Origin of the sequence: Pseudomonas sp. GM17, assembly GCF_000282175.2 — a bacterium.
GTDB lineage: Bacteria > Pseudomonadota > Gammaproteobacteria > Pseudomonadales > Pseudomonadaceae > Aquipseudomonas > Aquipseudomonas chlororaphis.
In genome coordinates this window covers 4138993-4153160 of sequence record NZ_CP124732.1, presented here as the reverse complement: position 1 = coordinate 4153160, position 14168 = coordinate 4138993, and the positions used below count along the sequence as shown (strand labels likewise).

Sequence of the window (14168 nt, the reverse complement as noted above, 5' to 3'; positions counted from 1 at the left end):
AGGTGTGGAACAGGGCGATGGCAAAGGAAACCACGATCATGCAGGCGACCGCAAAATTGATATTCATGACGTACTTGTCCGACGGTATTGAAGGTGGCGCCATTCTGAAGGCATCGGTGGAAAATGAAAAATCCGCTTTCATGATTTGAATGATCGACGGCAGTGATGGTTGACGGCGGCGTGGCAGGGGCCGTCAGGCAGCGGGCGAGTGGATATCTGCGTGAAGCTGATTATGCTTCAGGGAACCTTGCAGCGATGCGAGGCCGTCAGTCTGTTTCCATGCTTTGTGCAATCCGTAGTTCGATGAGCTTCAGTTCGGTGACATCAGTTCGGTGAACATCTGTTCAATGAGCTTCAGTTCGATGACATCAGCCCAGGGCCTGGGTGCGGCAAGGGTAGTAAGGCACTCCGGCCTATAACAAGAACAAGACGGAGAACCCTCATGCCGGCAATCGACAGTACAACCACGGGCAGCACGCCCAACCGCGGGATCACCCGGGAGGAGCGCAAGGTCATTTTCGCCTCCTCCCTGGGCACCGTATTCGAGTGGTACGACTTCTACCTCTACGGCTCTCTCGCCGCGATCATCGCCAAGCACTTCTTTGCTGGCGTCAACGAAACCACCTCCTTCATCTTCGCCCTCCTGGCATTCGCCGCGGGCTTTGCCGTACGGCCGTTCGGCGCGATCGTGTTCGGCCGCCTGGGCGACATGATCGGGCGCAAGCACACCTTCCTCATCACCATCGTGATCATGGGGGTCTCCACCGCCGTGGTCGGCCTGCTGCCCAGCTATACGACCATCGGCGTGGCAGCGCCGATCATCCTGATCAGCCTGCGCCTGCTGCAAGGCCTGGCGCTGGGCGGCGAGTATGGCGGCGCGGCGACCTATGTGGCCGAGCATGCCCCCAAGGGCAAGCGCGGCTACTTCACGTCGTGGATCCAGACCACGGCGACCCTGGGCCTGTTCCTGTCGCTGCTGGTGATCCTCGCCTGCCGCACGATCCTCGGCACCGAAGCCTTCGAGGCCTGGGGCTGGCGGATTCCCTTCCTGCTGTCGATCCTGCTGCTGATCGTCTCGGTGTACATCCGCCTGCAACTGAGCGAGTCGCCGGTGTTCCAGAAGATGAAGGCCGAAGGCAAGTCATCCAAGGCGCCGCTGACCGAGTCCTTCGCCCGCTGGGACAACCTCAAGATCGTGATCATGGCGCTGCTCGGCGGCACCGCCGGCCAGGCGGTGGTCTGGTACACCGGGCAGTTCTACGCGCTGTTCTTCCTGCTGCAGACGCTCAAGATCGACCCGCAGACCGCCAACCTGCTGATCGCCGGCTCGCTGCTGATCGGCACGCCGTTCTTCATCCTGTTCGGCAGCCTGTCGGACCGCATCGGGCGCAAGGGCATCATCATGGCCGGCTGCGTCCTCGCGGCGCTGACCTACTTTCCGATCTTCCATGCGCTGACCCAATACGGTAACCCCGACGTCTTCAGCGCCCAGGCGCGCAACCCGGTCACGGTGATCGCCGATCCCGCCCAGTGCTCGTTCCAGTTCGACCCAGTGGGCAAGGCCAAATTCACCAGTTCCTGCGACCTGGCCAAGAGCGTGCTGGCGAAGAAAGCCATCCCTTACGCGAACGAGAAGGCCGAGCCGGGCGCCGTGGCGCAGATCCGGATCGGCGACAAGGTGCTGGCGAGCTTCGAAGGCACCGGCATGCCGGCCGCCGACTTCAAGGCGCAGAACGATGCCTTCGTCGCCACCCTGGGCAGCGCCCTCAAGGACGCCGGCTACCCCGAGAAGGCCGATCCGGCCAAGACCAACTATCCGGCGGTGCTGGCATTGCTGACCCTGCTGGTGATCTACGTGACCATGGTCTACGGCCCGATCGCCGCCTGGCTGGTGGAGCTGTTCCCGGCGCGCATCCGCTACACCTCGATGTCGCTGCCGTATCACATCGGCAACGGCTGGTTCGGCGGCTTCCTGCCGACGGTGGCGTTTGCCATGGTGGCGGCCACCGGGGACATCTACTACGGGCTCTGGTACCCGATCGTCATCGCGGTGATGACGGCGATCCTGGGCACCTTGTTCCTGCCGGAAACCAAGGATCGGGACATTCATCACGCTTGAGGTGCGCACGTCCTCTCCCGCCTGGGAGAGGGCGTGCCTCGTGTGATGGGCAATTCTTACCGATGGCGCAGGCGCTACAGCCGTTGCATCGCTGTGCCTGTGATTGCGCGCGACGCAACGCCAAGTCCCATCCTTATCGAGTTCATCGAGGGCGCTCCTTGAGCGGCCGAGCCGAACATCCGCTTTAGCCCGTCGCAGTGGTTCAACGCTCCAGGCAGTGGGCGCCACGGCTTTCCCCCATTCAGATCAATTGCAACGCCTCGCCACGTTCATCAAAACGTGTCGCTCAGGGGTATGTCCTGTCGTTTTTTGGAATTGCCGGATTTGAATAAAGGTGCTTATATGGATTCATGTATCCAATTATCCAGGTAGCCAAAAATGCAATCTCTACCCTGTGAGCTCATCAAGGATCAGTGTTTCGTCGCGGGTCACTGGATCGAGGCGCCAGACAAGCGAACTTTCAGCGTGACCAATCCGGCTACCGGCCAGGCGATTGGCTCGGTGCCCCGTGTGGGCGCTGCGCAGACCCTGGATGCCATTGAGCGAGCCAGGCTGGCCCAGCAGAGCTGGAAGATGCAGCCCGCCAAGGAGCGGGCCAGGCTGTTGTTCCAATGGGCCGAGCTGGTTGAGTCGCACACTGAAGAGCTGGCCCGCATCCTGACGGCGGAGCAGGGCAAGCCGCTGGCCGAGGCGCGTGGTGAAGTGGGCTCCACGGTGGCCTATCTGCGCTGGTTCGCCGAGGAGGCGCGTCGTATCGAGGGGCAGGTGCTGCCGTCGCCTTCGGAGGACCAGCACTACCTGGTTTTTCGCGAACCGGTGGGCGTGTGTGCGGCGATCACCCCGTGGAATTTCCCTTCATCGATGATCGCTCGCAAAGTCGCCCCCGCGCTGGCGGCGGGCTGCACCCTGATTCTCAAGCCCGCGGAGCAGACACCGTTGTCGGCATTGGCCTTGGCTGCCCTGGCAGAAGAGGCTGGCTTGCCGGCAGGGGTCTTCTCGGTGATTACCGGGGATCCGCAGGAGATTGGCGACGTGCTGTGCGCGAGCGACACGGTAAGAAAGATCAGCTTCACCGGGTCTACCCAGGTGGGGCGCATGCTGATCGCGCAATGTGCCCCGTCCATCAAGAAGCTGTCGCTGGAACTGGGAGGCAACGCACCTTTTATCGTCTTCGAGGATGCGGACCTGGACGCCGCCGTGAAATCCCTGGTCGCGGTCAAGTTTCGCAACGCCGGGCAGATGTGTACCAGTGCCAACCGCGTTCTGGTGCATGCGGGCATTTACGATGAATTCCTCGAGCGTTTGATTGACGCGGTGAAAGCGCTGAAGGTGGGCGATGGCCTGGACCCAGGCACGCAGGTCGGCCCTCTGATCGACGGACGTGCCGTGCATAAGCTCGACGCCTTGATCGGCGATGCCGTGGCCGGGAATGCGCGCCTGTTGCTGGGCGGCAGCCGGCACTCGCTGGGCGGCACGTTCTTTGAACCGACGGTCCTGGCAGAAGTGGATGCCTCAATGCGCATGGCCCGTGAGGAAATCTTCGGGCCGGTTGCCGCCTTGTATCGCTTCTCTTCAGAGGAAGAGGCCATCGCCATGGCCAACGCCACCGAATACGGTCTGGCTGCCTATTTCTTCAGCCGGGACATGGCGCGGGTGTTCCGTGTGCTGCGCCAGTTGGAGTACGGCATGGTCGGCGTCAACAGCCATTTGATCGCCAATGAAGTCGCGCCTTTTGGCGGAGTCAAACAATCCGGACTGGGCCGCGAAGGGGCCCGGGAAGGAATCAATGAGTATCTGGAAACCAAGTTCGCTTGTATTCAGGTCTGAGTTAAGCCCTTTCCATGCTGAGTGAAAAATAATGCACAAGACATTCAACTGGGATCTTCCCTACCCATCGCAAAAGATGCCGCTGCTGGCGAAGAACGTTGTCACCACTTCGCAGCCGCTGGCGGCGCAAGCCGGCGTGCGAATGCTGCTGGCTGGCGGTAATGCGGTGGATGCGGCGTTGGCCACGGCAATCGCCCTGACCGTGGTCGAGCCGGTCATGAACGGTATCGGCGGCGACCTGTTCGCCCTGGTGTGGGACAACGGCCAGCTGCACGGTCTCGATGCCTGCGGACGGGCCCCCGCGGCTTGGGAGCTGGAACATTTTGCCGGCCAGCGCCAGATGCCGACCAAAGGTTGGGACAGCGTGACGGTGCCGGGGCAGGTAGCGGGTTGGGCGGCTCTGTCGCGACGTTTTGGCAAGTTGCCGTTCCCGCAGTTGTTCGGGCCGGCGCTCGAGTATGCGCAGGAGGGGTTCGCTGTCAGTCCGCAGATCGCCCGACAGTGGCAGGCCCAGGCCCCCGACCTGATGGAGCAGCCAGGTTTTCGCGAGGCCTTCACGCGAGACGGTAAATTGCCCGCGGCAGGTGACTGGTGGCGTTTTCCCGAGCAGGCGGCGTCGCTTCAGAGCATCGCGCAAAGCCATGGCGAAAGTTTCTATCGTGGCGAGCTCGCCGAACGGATCCTGGCCTTTGCCAGGCAGTGCGGAGCCGCCTTGTGCGCTGACGACCTGGCGGCCATGGAAGTGGAATGGGTCAAACCGATCAGCCAGGACTTTCGCGGCTACACCCTGTATGAGATCCCGCCCAGCGGCCAGGGCATCGCCGCCCTCATGGCGCTGGGCATGCTCGAGTCGTTCGATATTGAATCCATGGGCCTCGACAGCCCTGATGCCTATCACGTGATGATCGAAGCCATGAAGCTCGCCTTTGCGGATCTGCATGCGCATGTCGGTGATCGCACGCACATGAAGCATTCGGCCGAGGCGCTGCTGGACAAGAACTATCTGCGCCAGCGTGCACAGCTCATTCAGCCCCAGGCTTCATCGGTGGTCGCCGGTACTCCAGCGCTTGGCGGTACGGTCTATCTCGCCGCGGCGGACGCCGACGGGATGATGGTTTCGTTTATCCAGTCCAACTACAAAGGTTTCGGCTCCGGGGTCGTCGTGCCCGGCACCGGCATCAGCCTGCACAACCGTGGCATGGGGTTTGTCCTGGAGCCTGGGCATGTGAACCAGGTCAGCCCGGGGAAAAAGCCCTTGCACAGCATCATCCCGGGTTTCATCAGCCGGGGAGGCGAGCCGGTCATGGCCATGGGGGTGATGGGCGGCAGCATGCAGGCACAAGGTCACCTGCAAATGATGACGCGCCTGGCCTGCTTCGATCAGAACCCGCAGGCCATGAGCGATGCCCCGCGTTTTCGCGTCGAGGCGGGGCCCGTCGTTCACCTGGAGGCGCATACCCCGGCCCATGTCATTGAATCGCTGAAAAACCGCGGTCACCACCTGCAGATCCATGAGCCCGGGAGCATGGAGTTTGGCAGCGCCCAGCTGATCCAGTGCGGCGCAAACGGCAGCTACGTTGCCGCCTCCGATTCCCGTCGTGACGGCCAGGCTGTCGGTTACTGATCCACCCCTTACAAGAGAATAAAAACATGCACGCACCTACCGAACAGAACCTTTCCCGCCTCGATGCACAGCATCACTTGCACGGGTTCAGCAATGCAGTGAAGAACCGCGAGGAAGGCTCGCTGATCATGGACCGCGGGGAGGGCATCTACGTTTTTGACGAGCAGGGTGAGAAGTACATCGAAGCACTGTCCGGCCTCTGGAGCGTGGCGGTCGGCTTCAGCGAGGAGCGCTTGGTCGAAGCGGCTGCGCGGCAGATGAAGAAGCTGCCGTTCTACCACACCTTCACCCAGCGCTCGAACCAGCCCTTGGTTGAACTGGCGCAAAAGCTGATCGCCCTGGCGCCTGTTCCCATGAGCAAGGCCTTCTTCACCAACTCCGGTTCCGAGGCCAACGACACGGCGATCAAGCTGGTGTGGTACCGCGCCAATGCCTTGGGCCAGCCACAGAAGACCAAGATCATCTCGCGCAATCGTGCCTATCACGGTGTAACGCTGGGTGCCTCCAGCCTGACCGGCCTGCCCCATGTCCAGGGTGGTTTCAACGCGCCGTTGCCGGGTTTCTTTCATCTGACCGCGCCGCACTATTACCGCGAAGGCCGGCCGGGTGAGTCCGAAGCGGATTTTTCCCAGCGCCTGGCACAGGAACTGGAAGCACTGATTATGCGCGAGGGGCCGCAGACCATTGGCGCCATGTTCGCTGAACCCTTGATGGGCGCGGGAGGGGTAATACTGCCACCGGCCGGTTACTGGACCTTGATCCAGGCGGTCCTTGAAAAGCACGACATTCTGCTGGTCGCCGATGAGGTGATCTGCGGCTTCGGGCGGACCGGCAAGATGTTCGGCAGCGAGCACTTCGGCATCACCCCGGACATGATGGTGCTCTCCAAGCAGCTTTCATCTTCCTATCTGCCGATTTCCGCTTTGCTGATCAACGAAAAGGTCTACTCGGCCGTCGCTGCGCAAAGTGCAAGTCGCGGCACCTTTGGCCATGGCCTGACGGCAGGGGGGCATCCGGTGGCTGCCGCGGTGGCGCTGGAGAACATCAAGATCATCCAAGAGCGTGAATTGGTGGCGAAGGCCTGTGCCCTGGGCGAATACCTGGCCACTCGCCTGGCCAGGCTTGCCGCGCATCCGCTGGTAGGCGAGGTGCGGTCCCTGGGTTTGATCGGGGCGATCGAACTCGTTGGCAACAAGGATGACAAGACGCCATACCTGGCCGCCGGAAATCTGGGGACGATGATGTCCGCTGCGTTGTTCCGTCGTAAGGTCATTACGCGCAATATCGGTGATGCCATTGCGTTGTGCCCGCCGTTGATCATTACTCAAGAGCAACTTGCAGACCTGTTGGACCGTTACGAAGAGGCGCTGGCCGAAGTGACTGCCGAGGTCCAGGGCAGTCGTTGAAACACGAGACAGGAGCACGGCGGCATGAAAGTTGAACAGCGTTTAAAAGAGATGGGCATTGAATTACCGCTTGCCGAAGTGGGCGAACATTACTACGGCACCAAATATGGAAAAATGAAACCCCACTATATCAGCGGCAACTTGTTGTTTCTGTCCGGGCAAACCGCCGGGTTGAATGCCCAAGGCGAGGCGAGATATCCCGGCCGCGTAGGGCGTTCCATTGATGTCGATCAGGCGCGTGAAGCGGCAAAGTTGACGGGTATTAATTGCATTGCCGCGATCAAGAATGCCATTGGTGATCTGGATCGTGTAGTGGGTATTGCCAGGGTTCTTAACTTTGTAGCCTGCGATATTGATTTTACCGAGCCGCATCTGGTGTCGAGCGCCATGAGCGATTTACTGGTGGATGCCTTTGGGGAGACAATAGGGATTGCCCCAAGGGCAACCATCGGAGTCACGTCGCTAGCGGACGATTACTGTTTCGAAACTTGGGTGACTGTCGAGTTTTCCTGAGCATATACAGAGGGTGTCATGGCTGAGCAAATCGAATTTAACGGACTCGCACTTTCGGCTGAAGGTGAGGCATATCGCTTCATCGAAAGCGGAATCCGGCAGGGCCGTTATCGCGCGGGAGAGCGGCTCGTCGCCGAGGATATTGCCGCTGAAATCGGCATGAGCCGAATGCCGGTACGCGAAGCCTTCCGCAGGCTTTCCGCCGAAGGACTGCTGCATATCAGGCCGAACCGCGGGGCAATCGTGCGCGGCTTGAATGCGCAGGAAATGCGCGAAGTATTCGAAATTCGCGCCAGCCTTGAAGCCCTGGCGGCCGGTCTCGCCATGCCCAGGCTGACGCCGCAATCCATTGCAACTCTGGAACATTTGCTTGACCAGATGGAACTGTGCAACTCGGATTATTCCGAATGGGTCACTAAACATCGTGAGTTCCATGAGTACCTGTCGGGATTGGCCGGCATGCCACGCCTCAATGCTCAGCTCGTCGGCTTGCATTCCTCACTGGAGCCTTACATGCGCATATGGCTTGAACATGCGGATAAGCCGATGACTTCGCGGGATGATCATGCGGGCATTATTCGAGCCCTCAAAAGTGGCGATCAGGCGTTGGTAGAGTCGGTGGTGCGGGAACATGTAAGGGCTACGATTCCTGCACTGGTAACTTTAGTAAGTTAATAACCAGGCGAGAGCCGCCAGTTAAATTTACTACTTGTTTCAGCGTGACCTCCTTAGTTGTCAAGGAGGTCGCGACAGGGATGTTTCGCCTTGAATTCAACAATAACAATATTTAAAGAGGTGCAGCATGTTCAAACGAATAGTATCAACTGCGGCGTGCAGTGCAGTGCTGTTATGTTCCGTTGTCTCGCGTGCGTCGGAACCTGTCCAGGTCGGCTTTACCGCCACCTTGACCGGCGATTTCGCTTCCTACGGCCTGGATGTGCGCAAAGGCTTTGAGTTGGGTGTCGAGAAGGTCAGGTCGGAGGACGACGTGAACCTCCAGGTCAAGGTGTCCGACGATCATGGCCAGCCCAACGATGGCGTGTTGGCGGCGGGGCGTTTCTGCGAGGACCAGGACACCCTGGCGGTGGCCGGCTACACCTTCAGTTCGGTCGCCCTGGCTGCCGCACCAATCCTGAAAAAGTGCCAGATGCCAATCGTGGCCTCGGCGATCACCAGCCCGCAGCTGACGGGCATCAACCCGTACTTCCGGCGCCTGATCATGACCGACGCGGCCCAGGGCGCGATGATGGGCGAGTACGTCGCTCGGACGATGGGAGTCAAATCGCTCTACATCCTGTACCAGCAGGACGATTACGGCATCGGGATCAACAAGGCTTTCGCCGATGCCTTCGTGGCGGCGGGCGGCACCCTGGCCGGGCAGAACAGCTACAACCTGGGGACCAAGGATTTCCGGACCATCCTCGCCGGCGTCAAGCAGCGCAAACCCGATGCGATTTTTATCGGCGGCTTCTACACCGAGGCAGCGATGATCGCCAAGCAGACCCAATCGCTGGGCATCAACGCCCGCCTGATCGGCACCGATGGCGCGCTGTCGTCGCAGCTTGTGCAGTTGGGCGGCAGCGCCACCGAGGGCATGACGCTGTATGGCATGTTCGATAGCCACTCGCAGACGTCAGCGCAAACTGCAGCGTTCGTCCAGCAATACGTTGCCAAATACCAGCAAGAGCCCAATGGCTGGGCGGCCTTGGGCTATGACACGGCGTTGACCCTGGGCGCGGCGGCGAAGGCTGCGCGCGCCAGCGGCCCGCTCAATCGAGCCTCCATGAACGATGCGCTCAGCCGCATCGAGCGCCTGCCAGGCGCGACCGGCGACATCTCCTTCCAGGCCGACGGAGACCGATCGGGTTCACTGCATTACTTCACTGTGAAAAGTGGCAAGTTCGTTCTCGCCGACCAGTAATGACATCGCGGTGTGCGGGGGCGGTTTGCCGCCCCTGCAAAACCGCTGGAGATCCTCATGCTTTACTTTGAGCAGCTTCTGATAAATGGCCTGATGCTCGGGGCCATTTATGCCCTGGCGGCGGTGGCTTACACGCTGGTTTACGGTGTAGTCAAAATGGTGAATTTCGCATTTGGCGAGCTGTTCATGCTGGGCGCCTTTATCACCTTGTCACTGATGTTGCCCGAGCTTTCACTGTTCGGATATCAGGTGGCGATGCCGAACCTGAACTTCTTCCTGGCGGCCCTGGTCGCGATGGTGGCGGTGGCGGCGCTGGGAGCCCTGATCGACCGCATCGCCTATCGGCCGCTACGCAATGCACCGCGCATGGCTTCGCTGATTACCTCGATTGCGGTCTCGGTACTCTTGCAGAGTCTGGCCCAGACCGTCTGGGGGCCCAGCTCGCTGAGTTTTCCAGAGACGCCCCTGACGCGTCTGCCGGCGCTCCAGCTCGGTGAAATCACGGTCACCGGCGTTGAATGGCTGGTCATGGCTTCCGCGCTGGTGGCCATGATCGCCCTGCAGCTGTTCGTCCACTACACCTCGCTGGGACGGGCGATGCGCGCTTCGGCTCAGGACCCGACGGCCGCTTACCTGGTGGGTATTCCAGTGAACCGGATCATCGGCCTGGCCTTTGTGCTCGGTTCGGCGTTCGCCGCGTTTGCCGGCATTCTCTATGCGCAATCCTTCGCGTTCGCCAGCCCGACCATGGGCTTCGCGCCCGGCTTGAAGGCGTTGACGGCGGCGGTGCTCGGCGGGATCGGCAATATTCCCGGGGCCGCGGTCGGTGGGTTGTTGCTCGGCCTGGTCGAATCGCTGTGTTCCGGCTATATCCCCGGCGGCGCGATCTATCAGGACGCCCTGAGTTTTGTCCTGCTGGTGCTGCTACTGCTGGTCCGTCCGCAGGGGCTGCTGGGCAGGAAGGAAATGAATAGCCATGCCCGTGGAAGCCTGACCAGTGACAGAACCGACAAAGGCTCATGGGTCACCGCGCCATTGCGCCTGCTCGATGGTGTGTTCGCTTCACGCCTGATGGCGAGCAACCTGGTCAAGTTCGTCGCCATCGCCGCAGCCGTGGGTATCGGTTTTGGTATCCAGTCCGACTACTGGCTCGGCATTCTGGTGATGGTCCTGCTCTACGGCATGCTCGCCAGCGGGCTGAACATCGTGGTCGGCTTCGCGGGCTTGCTGGACCTGGGGTTCGTCGCGTTCTGGGCCGTCGGGGCGTACTACACCTCGATCGTATTCGTCAGTGTGCTTCAGGGCGTCTATGGCCTGGACATCGCCGCCACCTGGTGGGTGCTGTATGCCAACCTGATCGTTGGCGGGCTGATTGCCGCCCTGTTCGGGGTATTCCTGGGCTATCCGACGCTGCGGGTCCGCGGCGACTACCTGGCGATCATGACCCTGGGTTTCGGTGAAATCGTGCGCGTTGTCGTGACCAACTGGGTCCCGGTGACCAATGGCCCGATGGGGATTCGCGGGATTCCGTTGCCCATGCTGTTTGGCTACGAGATTGGCTCGACCCGGGCGCTTTACTTCTTCGCCCTGGCACTGAGCGTCGTGCTGCTGTTCTGCATTGGCCGGGTCGTGCGTTCCTTCGTCGGCAGGGCCTGGGTGGCGCTGCGCGAGGATGACGACGCGGCGGAGGCGATGGGCATCCACGGCACGCGCTACAAACTGCTGGCTTATGCGTGCAGCGGATTTGTCGGTGGTCTGGTCGGGGTGTTCTACGCGCACTTCCAGCAGTACATCAGCCCCATCAGCTTCACGCTGTTCGAGAACATCGTGATCCTGATGCTGGTGGTGCTCGGCGGTATGGGAACCATGATCGGGCCCTTCGTCGGTGCCGCGGTATGGATCGTGTTCCTGCAAGCCTCCCTCAATATTCCCTTTGTCGAGAGCTTCCCCGAGTCTCGATACATCCTGCTGGGCGCCATGCTGATCGCATTGATGCTGTTTCGTCCCAGTGGTTTAGCCGCCAAGGCCCGTCAGCGTCTTGTAATGGGGTAATCCGATGATGCCTGTAGTCAACAATCATGAGCTTTTCACACCCCTGCTGGTCGAGCCGATGACCGCGCAAAAACCTGTCAGTCGAGCCGATATGAGAGCCAGCGTTGTTCTGCGAGCCAGCGAATTGACCGTGCGCTTTGGTGGCCTGAGCGCGGTCAGCCATTTGAACCTCGAGGTGCGCAGCCATTCGGTGCATGCGCTCATAGGCCCGAACGGCGCCGGCAAGAGCACGGCGGTCAATGCCTTATCGGGATTCGCCGTTCTCGATGCAGGAAATGTCACCATCGGCGACAAGACCTCGGGTCACTGGAGCGCCCACGCCATCGCCCAGGCAGGCTTGGCGCGGACCTTCCAGAATATCCGTCTGTTCGGCGAGATGACGGTTCTGGAAACCGTCCTGGTGGGGCGTCATGCGGGGTTCCAGGGCGGGTTGTTCGCGGCCCTGTTCAGGACAAGGTCCGCGGTCGAGTTCGAGCGCAACACAGTGGAAGAGGCCAGGGCGTTGATCCGGTTTGTCGGGTTGCCGCCCAATGTCGAAGGGGTGCCAGCCAATTCATTGCCCTATGGCCATCAACGTCGAGTGGAAATCGCCCGCGCGTTGATCTCCAAGCCCAAGGTGTTGCTCCTGGACGAACCGCTGGCGGGCATGAACGTGTCGGAGAAGGCGGCTCTGAGCGAGTTGATCGACCAGGTTCGGGAAAGCGGGGTGGCGATCCTGCTGATCGAGCACGACATGGACGTCATCCGAAGCCTTGCCAACTTCACGACCGTGCTTTACCAGGGGAAAAAATTGATCAGCGGGACCACCCATGACGTGCTGAGTCATGCAGAAGTCCAGGCTGCCTATCTGGGGAGGGCCAAAGCATGAATCAGCTTCTTGAGGTCAGCAGCCTCTGCGTGGCGTATGGCGGTATCGAAGCGGTGAAGGGCATATCCCTGTTGATAGACAAGGATGAAATCGTGAGTCTGATCGGCAGCAACGGTGCCGGCAAGACCACGACGCTGCGAGCCATTTCCGGCCTCTTGCCGTGCAAGAGTGGCAAGGTGAGCTTCCAGGGCAAGGACATCACCACGCTTTCACCTGATGCGCGAGTGCGCATGAGGCTGGCTCATGTGCCTGAGGGGCGTCACGTATTCCCGGGATTGACGATCGAGGAAAATATAAAGCTGGGCAGCTACACCCGCCATGATCGCAAAGCCATTGCCGACGACATCGAGGACATGTACCAGCTGTTCCCGATCCTGAAGGAGCGACGCAAGCAGCAGGCGGGCACCATGTCCGGCGGCGAGCAGCAAATGCTGGCCATTGCCCGGGCGATGATGTCCCGCCCGGAGCTACTGATATTGGATGAGCCGACCATGGGGCTTTCACCGAAAATGATTGAGGTGGTACTCGATACCCTTCGAAAGATTCGCTCGCGGAAAACACCGATCCTGCTCGTCGAACAGAACACAGTGGAAGCCATCCAGATGGCGACTCGCGTGTATGCCCTGCGTGTCGGAGAGATCGTTTCCGTGCTGGCGGGGGAAAGCGTGACCGAGGAAGCCTTGAAAGACTTCTACCTGAGCTAGCGCAGGAGCAGGTCTTTGCGTGCAGCAGCGCACGTTGGGTTTTCCAGCTCAGGTAGAAGCGGGCCGCTGACAGAGGGCCCGTTACCCCTCAATTGTGCTGCACGATCTGGATCAAGTTGCCGCACGTATCGTCGAAGACCGCGAGGGTCACCGGGCCGGCAACTGTCGGCGCTCGGGTGAACTGCACGCCCAAGGTGCTCAGCCGGGCATATTCGGCGTGTACATCCTCGACCCCGAAGAAAGTGAAGGGGATGCCATCGCGTTTCAGTGCCGAGGTGAATGGCTTGGCGGCCGGGTGGGCGTCGGGCTCCAGCAGCAATTCGACGCCGTCAGGGTCGCCGGGGGAGGTCAGCGTCAGCCAGCGATGCTCGCCCATGGCGATGTCGTGCTTGAGCTGAAAACCCAGCACGTCCCGGTAGAAAGCCAGGGCCTTGGCCTGGTCGTCGACGACCACGCTGGTGATGACGATCTTCATGGGGTTCTTCCTCCGTATTTGAGGTACAGGTGGCAATAAATACCTGGCAGGAATAATAGCCGGGCAGCCGCGGTGTCCACGCCCTGGAGGGCGACCGGCTGTCCAGTGGGCAGGGCGGGGTACTGGCAGCCCGGCAGGCTGCCGGGTTTTCCCGCCGATTCCCGCACGACCCGGCGCCGGGGCTGTAAACTGGCGCCTTTTATCCCCTCGAACAAGAGAGCCCCATGGCCAACCACGATATCGATTTCATTCCCGATCCCGACGCGGATTCCATCTCCTCCGACGTTGCCGGTTTCGCCGGCATCCTGGTCTCCACCCAGATCCCCACCCGCGCCGACGGCAGCCTGGAGCTGGGCGACATCACTGTGCAGAGCGAGTGCACCCTGCAGGCGCTCAAGGTGGCCCTGGAAAAGGCCGGCAGCTCCATGGACCGGGTCCTGCACCTGACCATCTACCTCACCGACATGGCCGAGCGCGCCGCGTTCAACGAGGTCTACCAGCGCTTCTTCGCCAAGCCCTGGCCGGTGCGCGCCGCCGTTGGCGTGGCGTCCCTGGCGGTCGAAGGCATGCGCGTGGAAGTCACCGCGATGGCGGCCAAGGGCTGAGTTTGCGGCGTTATCCGGTGGTGCCGCTCGGCGAGTGGGCGCCATCGGGCAGTA

13 protein-coding genes are annotated in these 14168 nt (G+C 61.0%); 12 read left to right on the top strand and 1 reads right to left on the bottom strand.

Annotated features, from left to right (window positions below; all coding sequences use genetic code 11):
- Nucleotides 1-17 precede the first annotated feature (17 nt).
- From PMI20_RS18650 to PMI20_RS18600, 11 genes are all read left to right on the top strand, one after another.
- The gene (locus tag PMI20_RS18650; protein ID WP_256583235.1) at nt 18-149 is read left to right on the top strand and encodes a hypothetical protein; all 132 of its coding nucleotides are present in this window, start codon (nt 18-20) and stop codon (nt 147-149) included.
- A gap of 293 nt (nt 150-442) precedes the next feature.
- Complete coding sequence (locus PMI20_RS18645; protein WP_007924909.1) at nt 443-2119, top strand: MFS transporter; 1677 nt, start codon at nt 443-445, stop codon at nt 2117-2119.
- Between the two features lie 378 nt (nt 2120-2497).
- Entirely contained in the window at nt 2498-3946 is a 1449-nt protein-coding gene (locus tag PMI20_RS18640; RefSeq protein ID WP_007924910.1) for an NAD-dependent succinate-semialdehyde dehydrogenase, read from the top strand.
- A 31-nt stretch (nt 3947-3977) separates the two neighbouring features.
- Nucleotides 3978-5570, top strand: a complete 1593-nt coding sequence (locus tag PMI20_RS18635; RefSeq protein WP_007924916.1) for a gamma-glutamyltransferase family protein — start codon at nt 3978-3980, stop codon at nt 5568-5570.
- A 26-nt stretch (nt 5571-5596) separates the two neighbouring features.
- Entirely contained in the window at nt 5597-6976 is a 1380-nt protein-coding gene (locus PMI20_RS18630) for an aminotransferase (RefSeq protein WP_007924918.1), read from the top strand.
- Nucleotides 6977-7000: 24 nt separating this feature from the next.
- A complete protein-coding gene (locus PMI20_RS18625) occupies nt 7001-7489 on the top strand; it encodes a RidA family protein (RefSeq protein ID WP_007924927.1) in 489 nt (162 codons plus the stop codon).
- 18 nt (nt 7490-7507) lie between these two features.
- Nucleotides 7508-8164, top strand: coding sequence for a GntR family transcriptional regulator (locus PMI20_RS18620; RefSeq protein ID WP_007924929.1), 657 nt, complete (start codon nt 7508-7510; stop codon nt 8162-8164).
- Between the two features lie 127 nt (nt 8165-8291).
- On the top strand, nt 8292-9410 hold the full coding sequence (locus tag PMI20_RS18615) for an ABC transporter substrate-binding protein (protein WP_007924935.1): 1119 nt from the start codon (nt 8292-8294) through the stop codon (nt 9408-9410).
- Nucleotides 9411-9467: 57 nt separating this feature from the next.
- Nucleotides 9468-11462 (top strand): ABC transporter permease, encoded by a 1995-nt coding sequence (locus PMI20_RS18610; protein ID WP_007924936.1) that lies wholly within the window; start codon nt 9468-9470, stop codon nt 11460-11462.
- 4 nt (nt 11463-11466) lie between these two features.
- Nucleotides 11467-12330 carry an ABC transporter ATP-binding protein gene (locus PMI20_RS18605; protein WP_202949037.1) on the top strand — a complete coding sequence of 288 codons (864 nt, stop codon included), beginning with the start codon at nt 11467-11469 and terminating at the stop codon, nt 12328-12330.
- Complete coding sequence (locus PMI20_RS18600) at nt 12327-13034, top strand: ABC transporter ATP-binding protein (RefSeq protein ID WP_007924941.1); 708 nt, start codon at nt 12327-12329, stop codon at nt 13032-13034. The genes PMI20_RS18605 and PMI20_RS18600 overlap by 4 nt, the downstream gene beginning before the upstream one ends.
- Before the next feature lie 88 nt (nt 13035-13122).
- On the opposite strand, the gene PMI20_RS18595 is transcribed toward PMI20_RS18600, so the two are convergent.
- Nucleotides 13123-13509 carry a VOC family protein gene (locus tag PMI20_RS18595; protein WP_007924943.1) on the bottom strand — a complete coding sequence of 129 codons (387 nt, stop codon included), beginning with the start codon at nt 13507-13509 and terminating at the stop codon, nt 13123-13125.
- Between the two features lie 224 nt (nt 13510-13733).
- On the opposite strand from PMI20_RS18595, the gene PMI20_RS18590 reads away from it, so the two are divergent.
- Nucleotides 13734-14114, top strand: a complete 381-nt coding sequence (locus PMI20_RS18590; RefSeq protein ID WP_007924945.1) for a RidA family protein — start codon at nt 13734-13736, stop codon at nt 14112-14114.
- The last annotated feature ends 54 nt before the right edge of the window (nt 14115-14168 follow it).

Excerpts from the sequence above, each read along its gene's own strand:
- PMI20_RS18615 (WP_007924935.1), top strand. The coding sequence starts at position 8,292 with ATGTTCAAACGAATAGTATCAACTGCGGCGTGCAGTGCAGTGCTGTTA.
- PMI20_RS18650 (WP_256583235.1), top strand. The coding sequence starts at position 18 with ATGGCAAAGGAAACCACGATCATGCAGGCGACCGCAAAATTGATATTC.
- PMI20_RS18590 (WP_007924945.1), top strand. The coding sequence starts at position 13,734 with ATGGCCAACCACGATATCGATTTCATTCCCGATCCCGACGCGGATTCC.
- PMI20_RS18605 (WP_202949037.1), top strand. The coding sequence starts at position 11,467 with ATGATGCCTGTAGTCAACAATCATGAGCTTTTCACACCCCTGCTGGTC.
- PMI20_RS18620 (WP_007924929.1), top strand. The coding sequence starts at position 7,508 with ATGGCTGAGCAAATCGAATTTAACGGACTCGCACTTTCGGCTGAAGGT.
- PMI20_RS18625 (WP_007924927.1), top strand. The coding sequence starts at position 7,001 with ATGAAAGTTGAACAGCGTTTAAAAGAGATGGGCATTGAATTACCGCTT.
- PMI20_RS18635 (WP_007924916.1), top strand. The coding sequence starts at position 3,978 with ATGCACAAGACATTCAACTGGGATCTTCCCTACCCATCGCAAAAGATG.
- PMI20_RS18640 (WP_007924910.1), top strand. The coding sequence starts at position 2,498 with ATGCAATCTCTACCCTGTGAGCTCATCAAGGATCAGTGTTTCGTCGCG.
- PMI20_RS18630 (WP_007924918.1), top strand. The coding sequence starts at position 5,597 with ATGCACGCACCTACCGAACAGAACCTTTCCCGCCTCGATGCACAGCAT.
- PMI20_RS18610 (WP_007924936.1), top strand. The coding sequence starts at position 9,468 with ATGCTTTACTTTGAGCAGCTTCTGATAAATGGCCTGATGCTCGGGGCC.
- PMI20_RS18595 (WP_007924943.1), bottom strand. The coding sequence starts at position 13,509 with ATGAAGATCGTCATCACCAGCGTGGTCGTCGACGACCAGGCCAAGGCC.
- PMI20_RS18645 (WP_007924909.1), top strand. The coding sequence starts at position 443 with ATGCCGGCAATCGACAGTACAACCACGGGCAGCACGCCCAACCGCGGG.
- PMI20_RS18600 (WP_007924941.1), top strand. The coding sequence starts at position 12,327 with ATGAATCAGCTTCTTGAGGTCAGCAGCCTCTGCGTGGCGTATGGCGGT.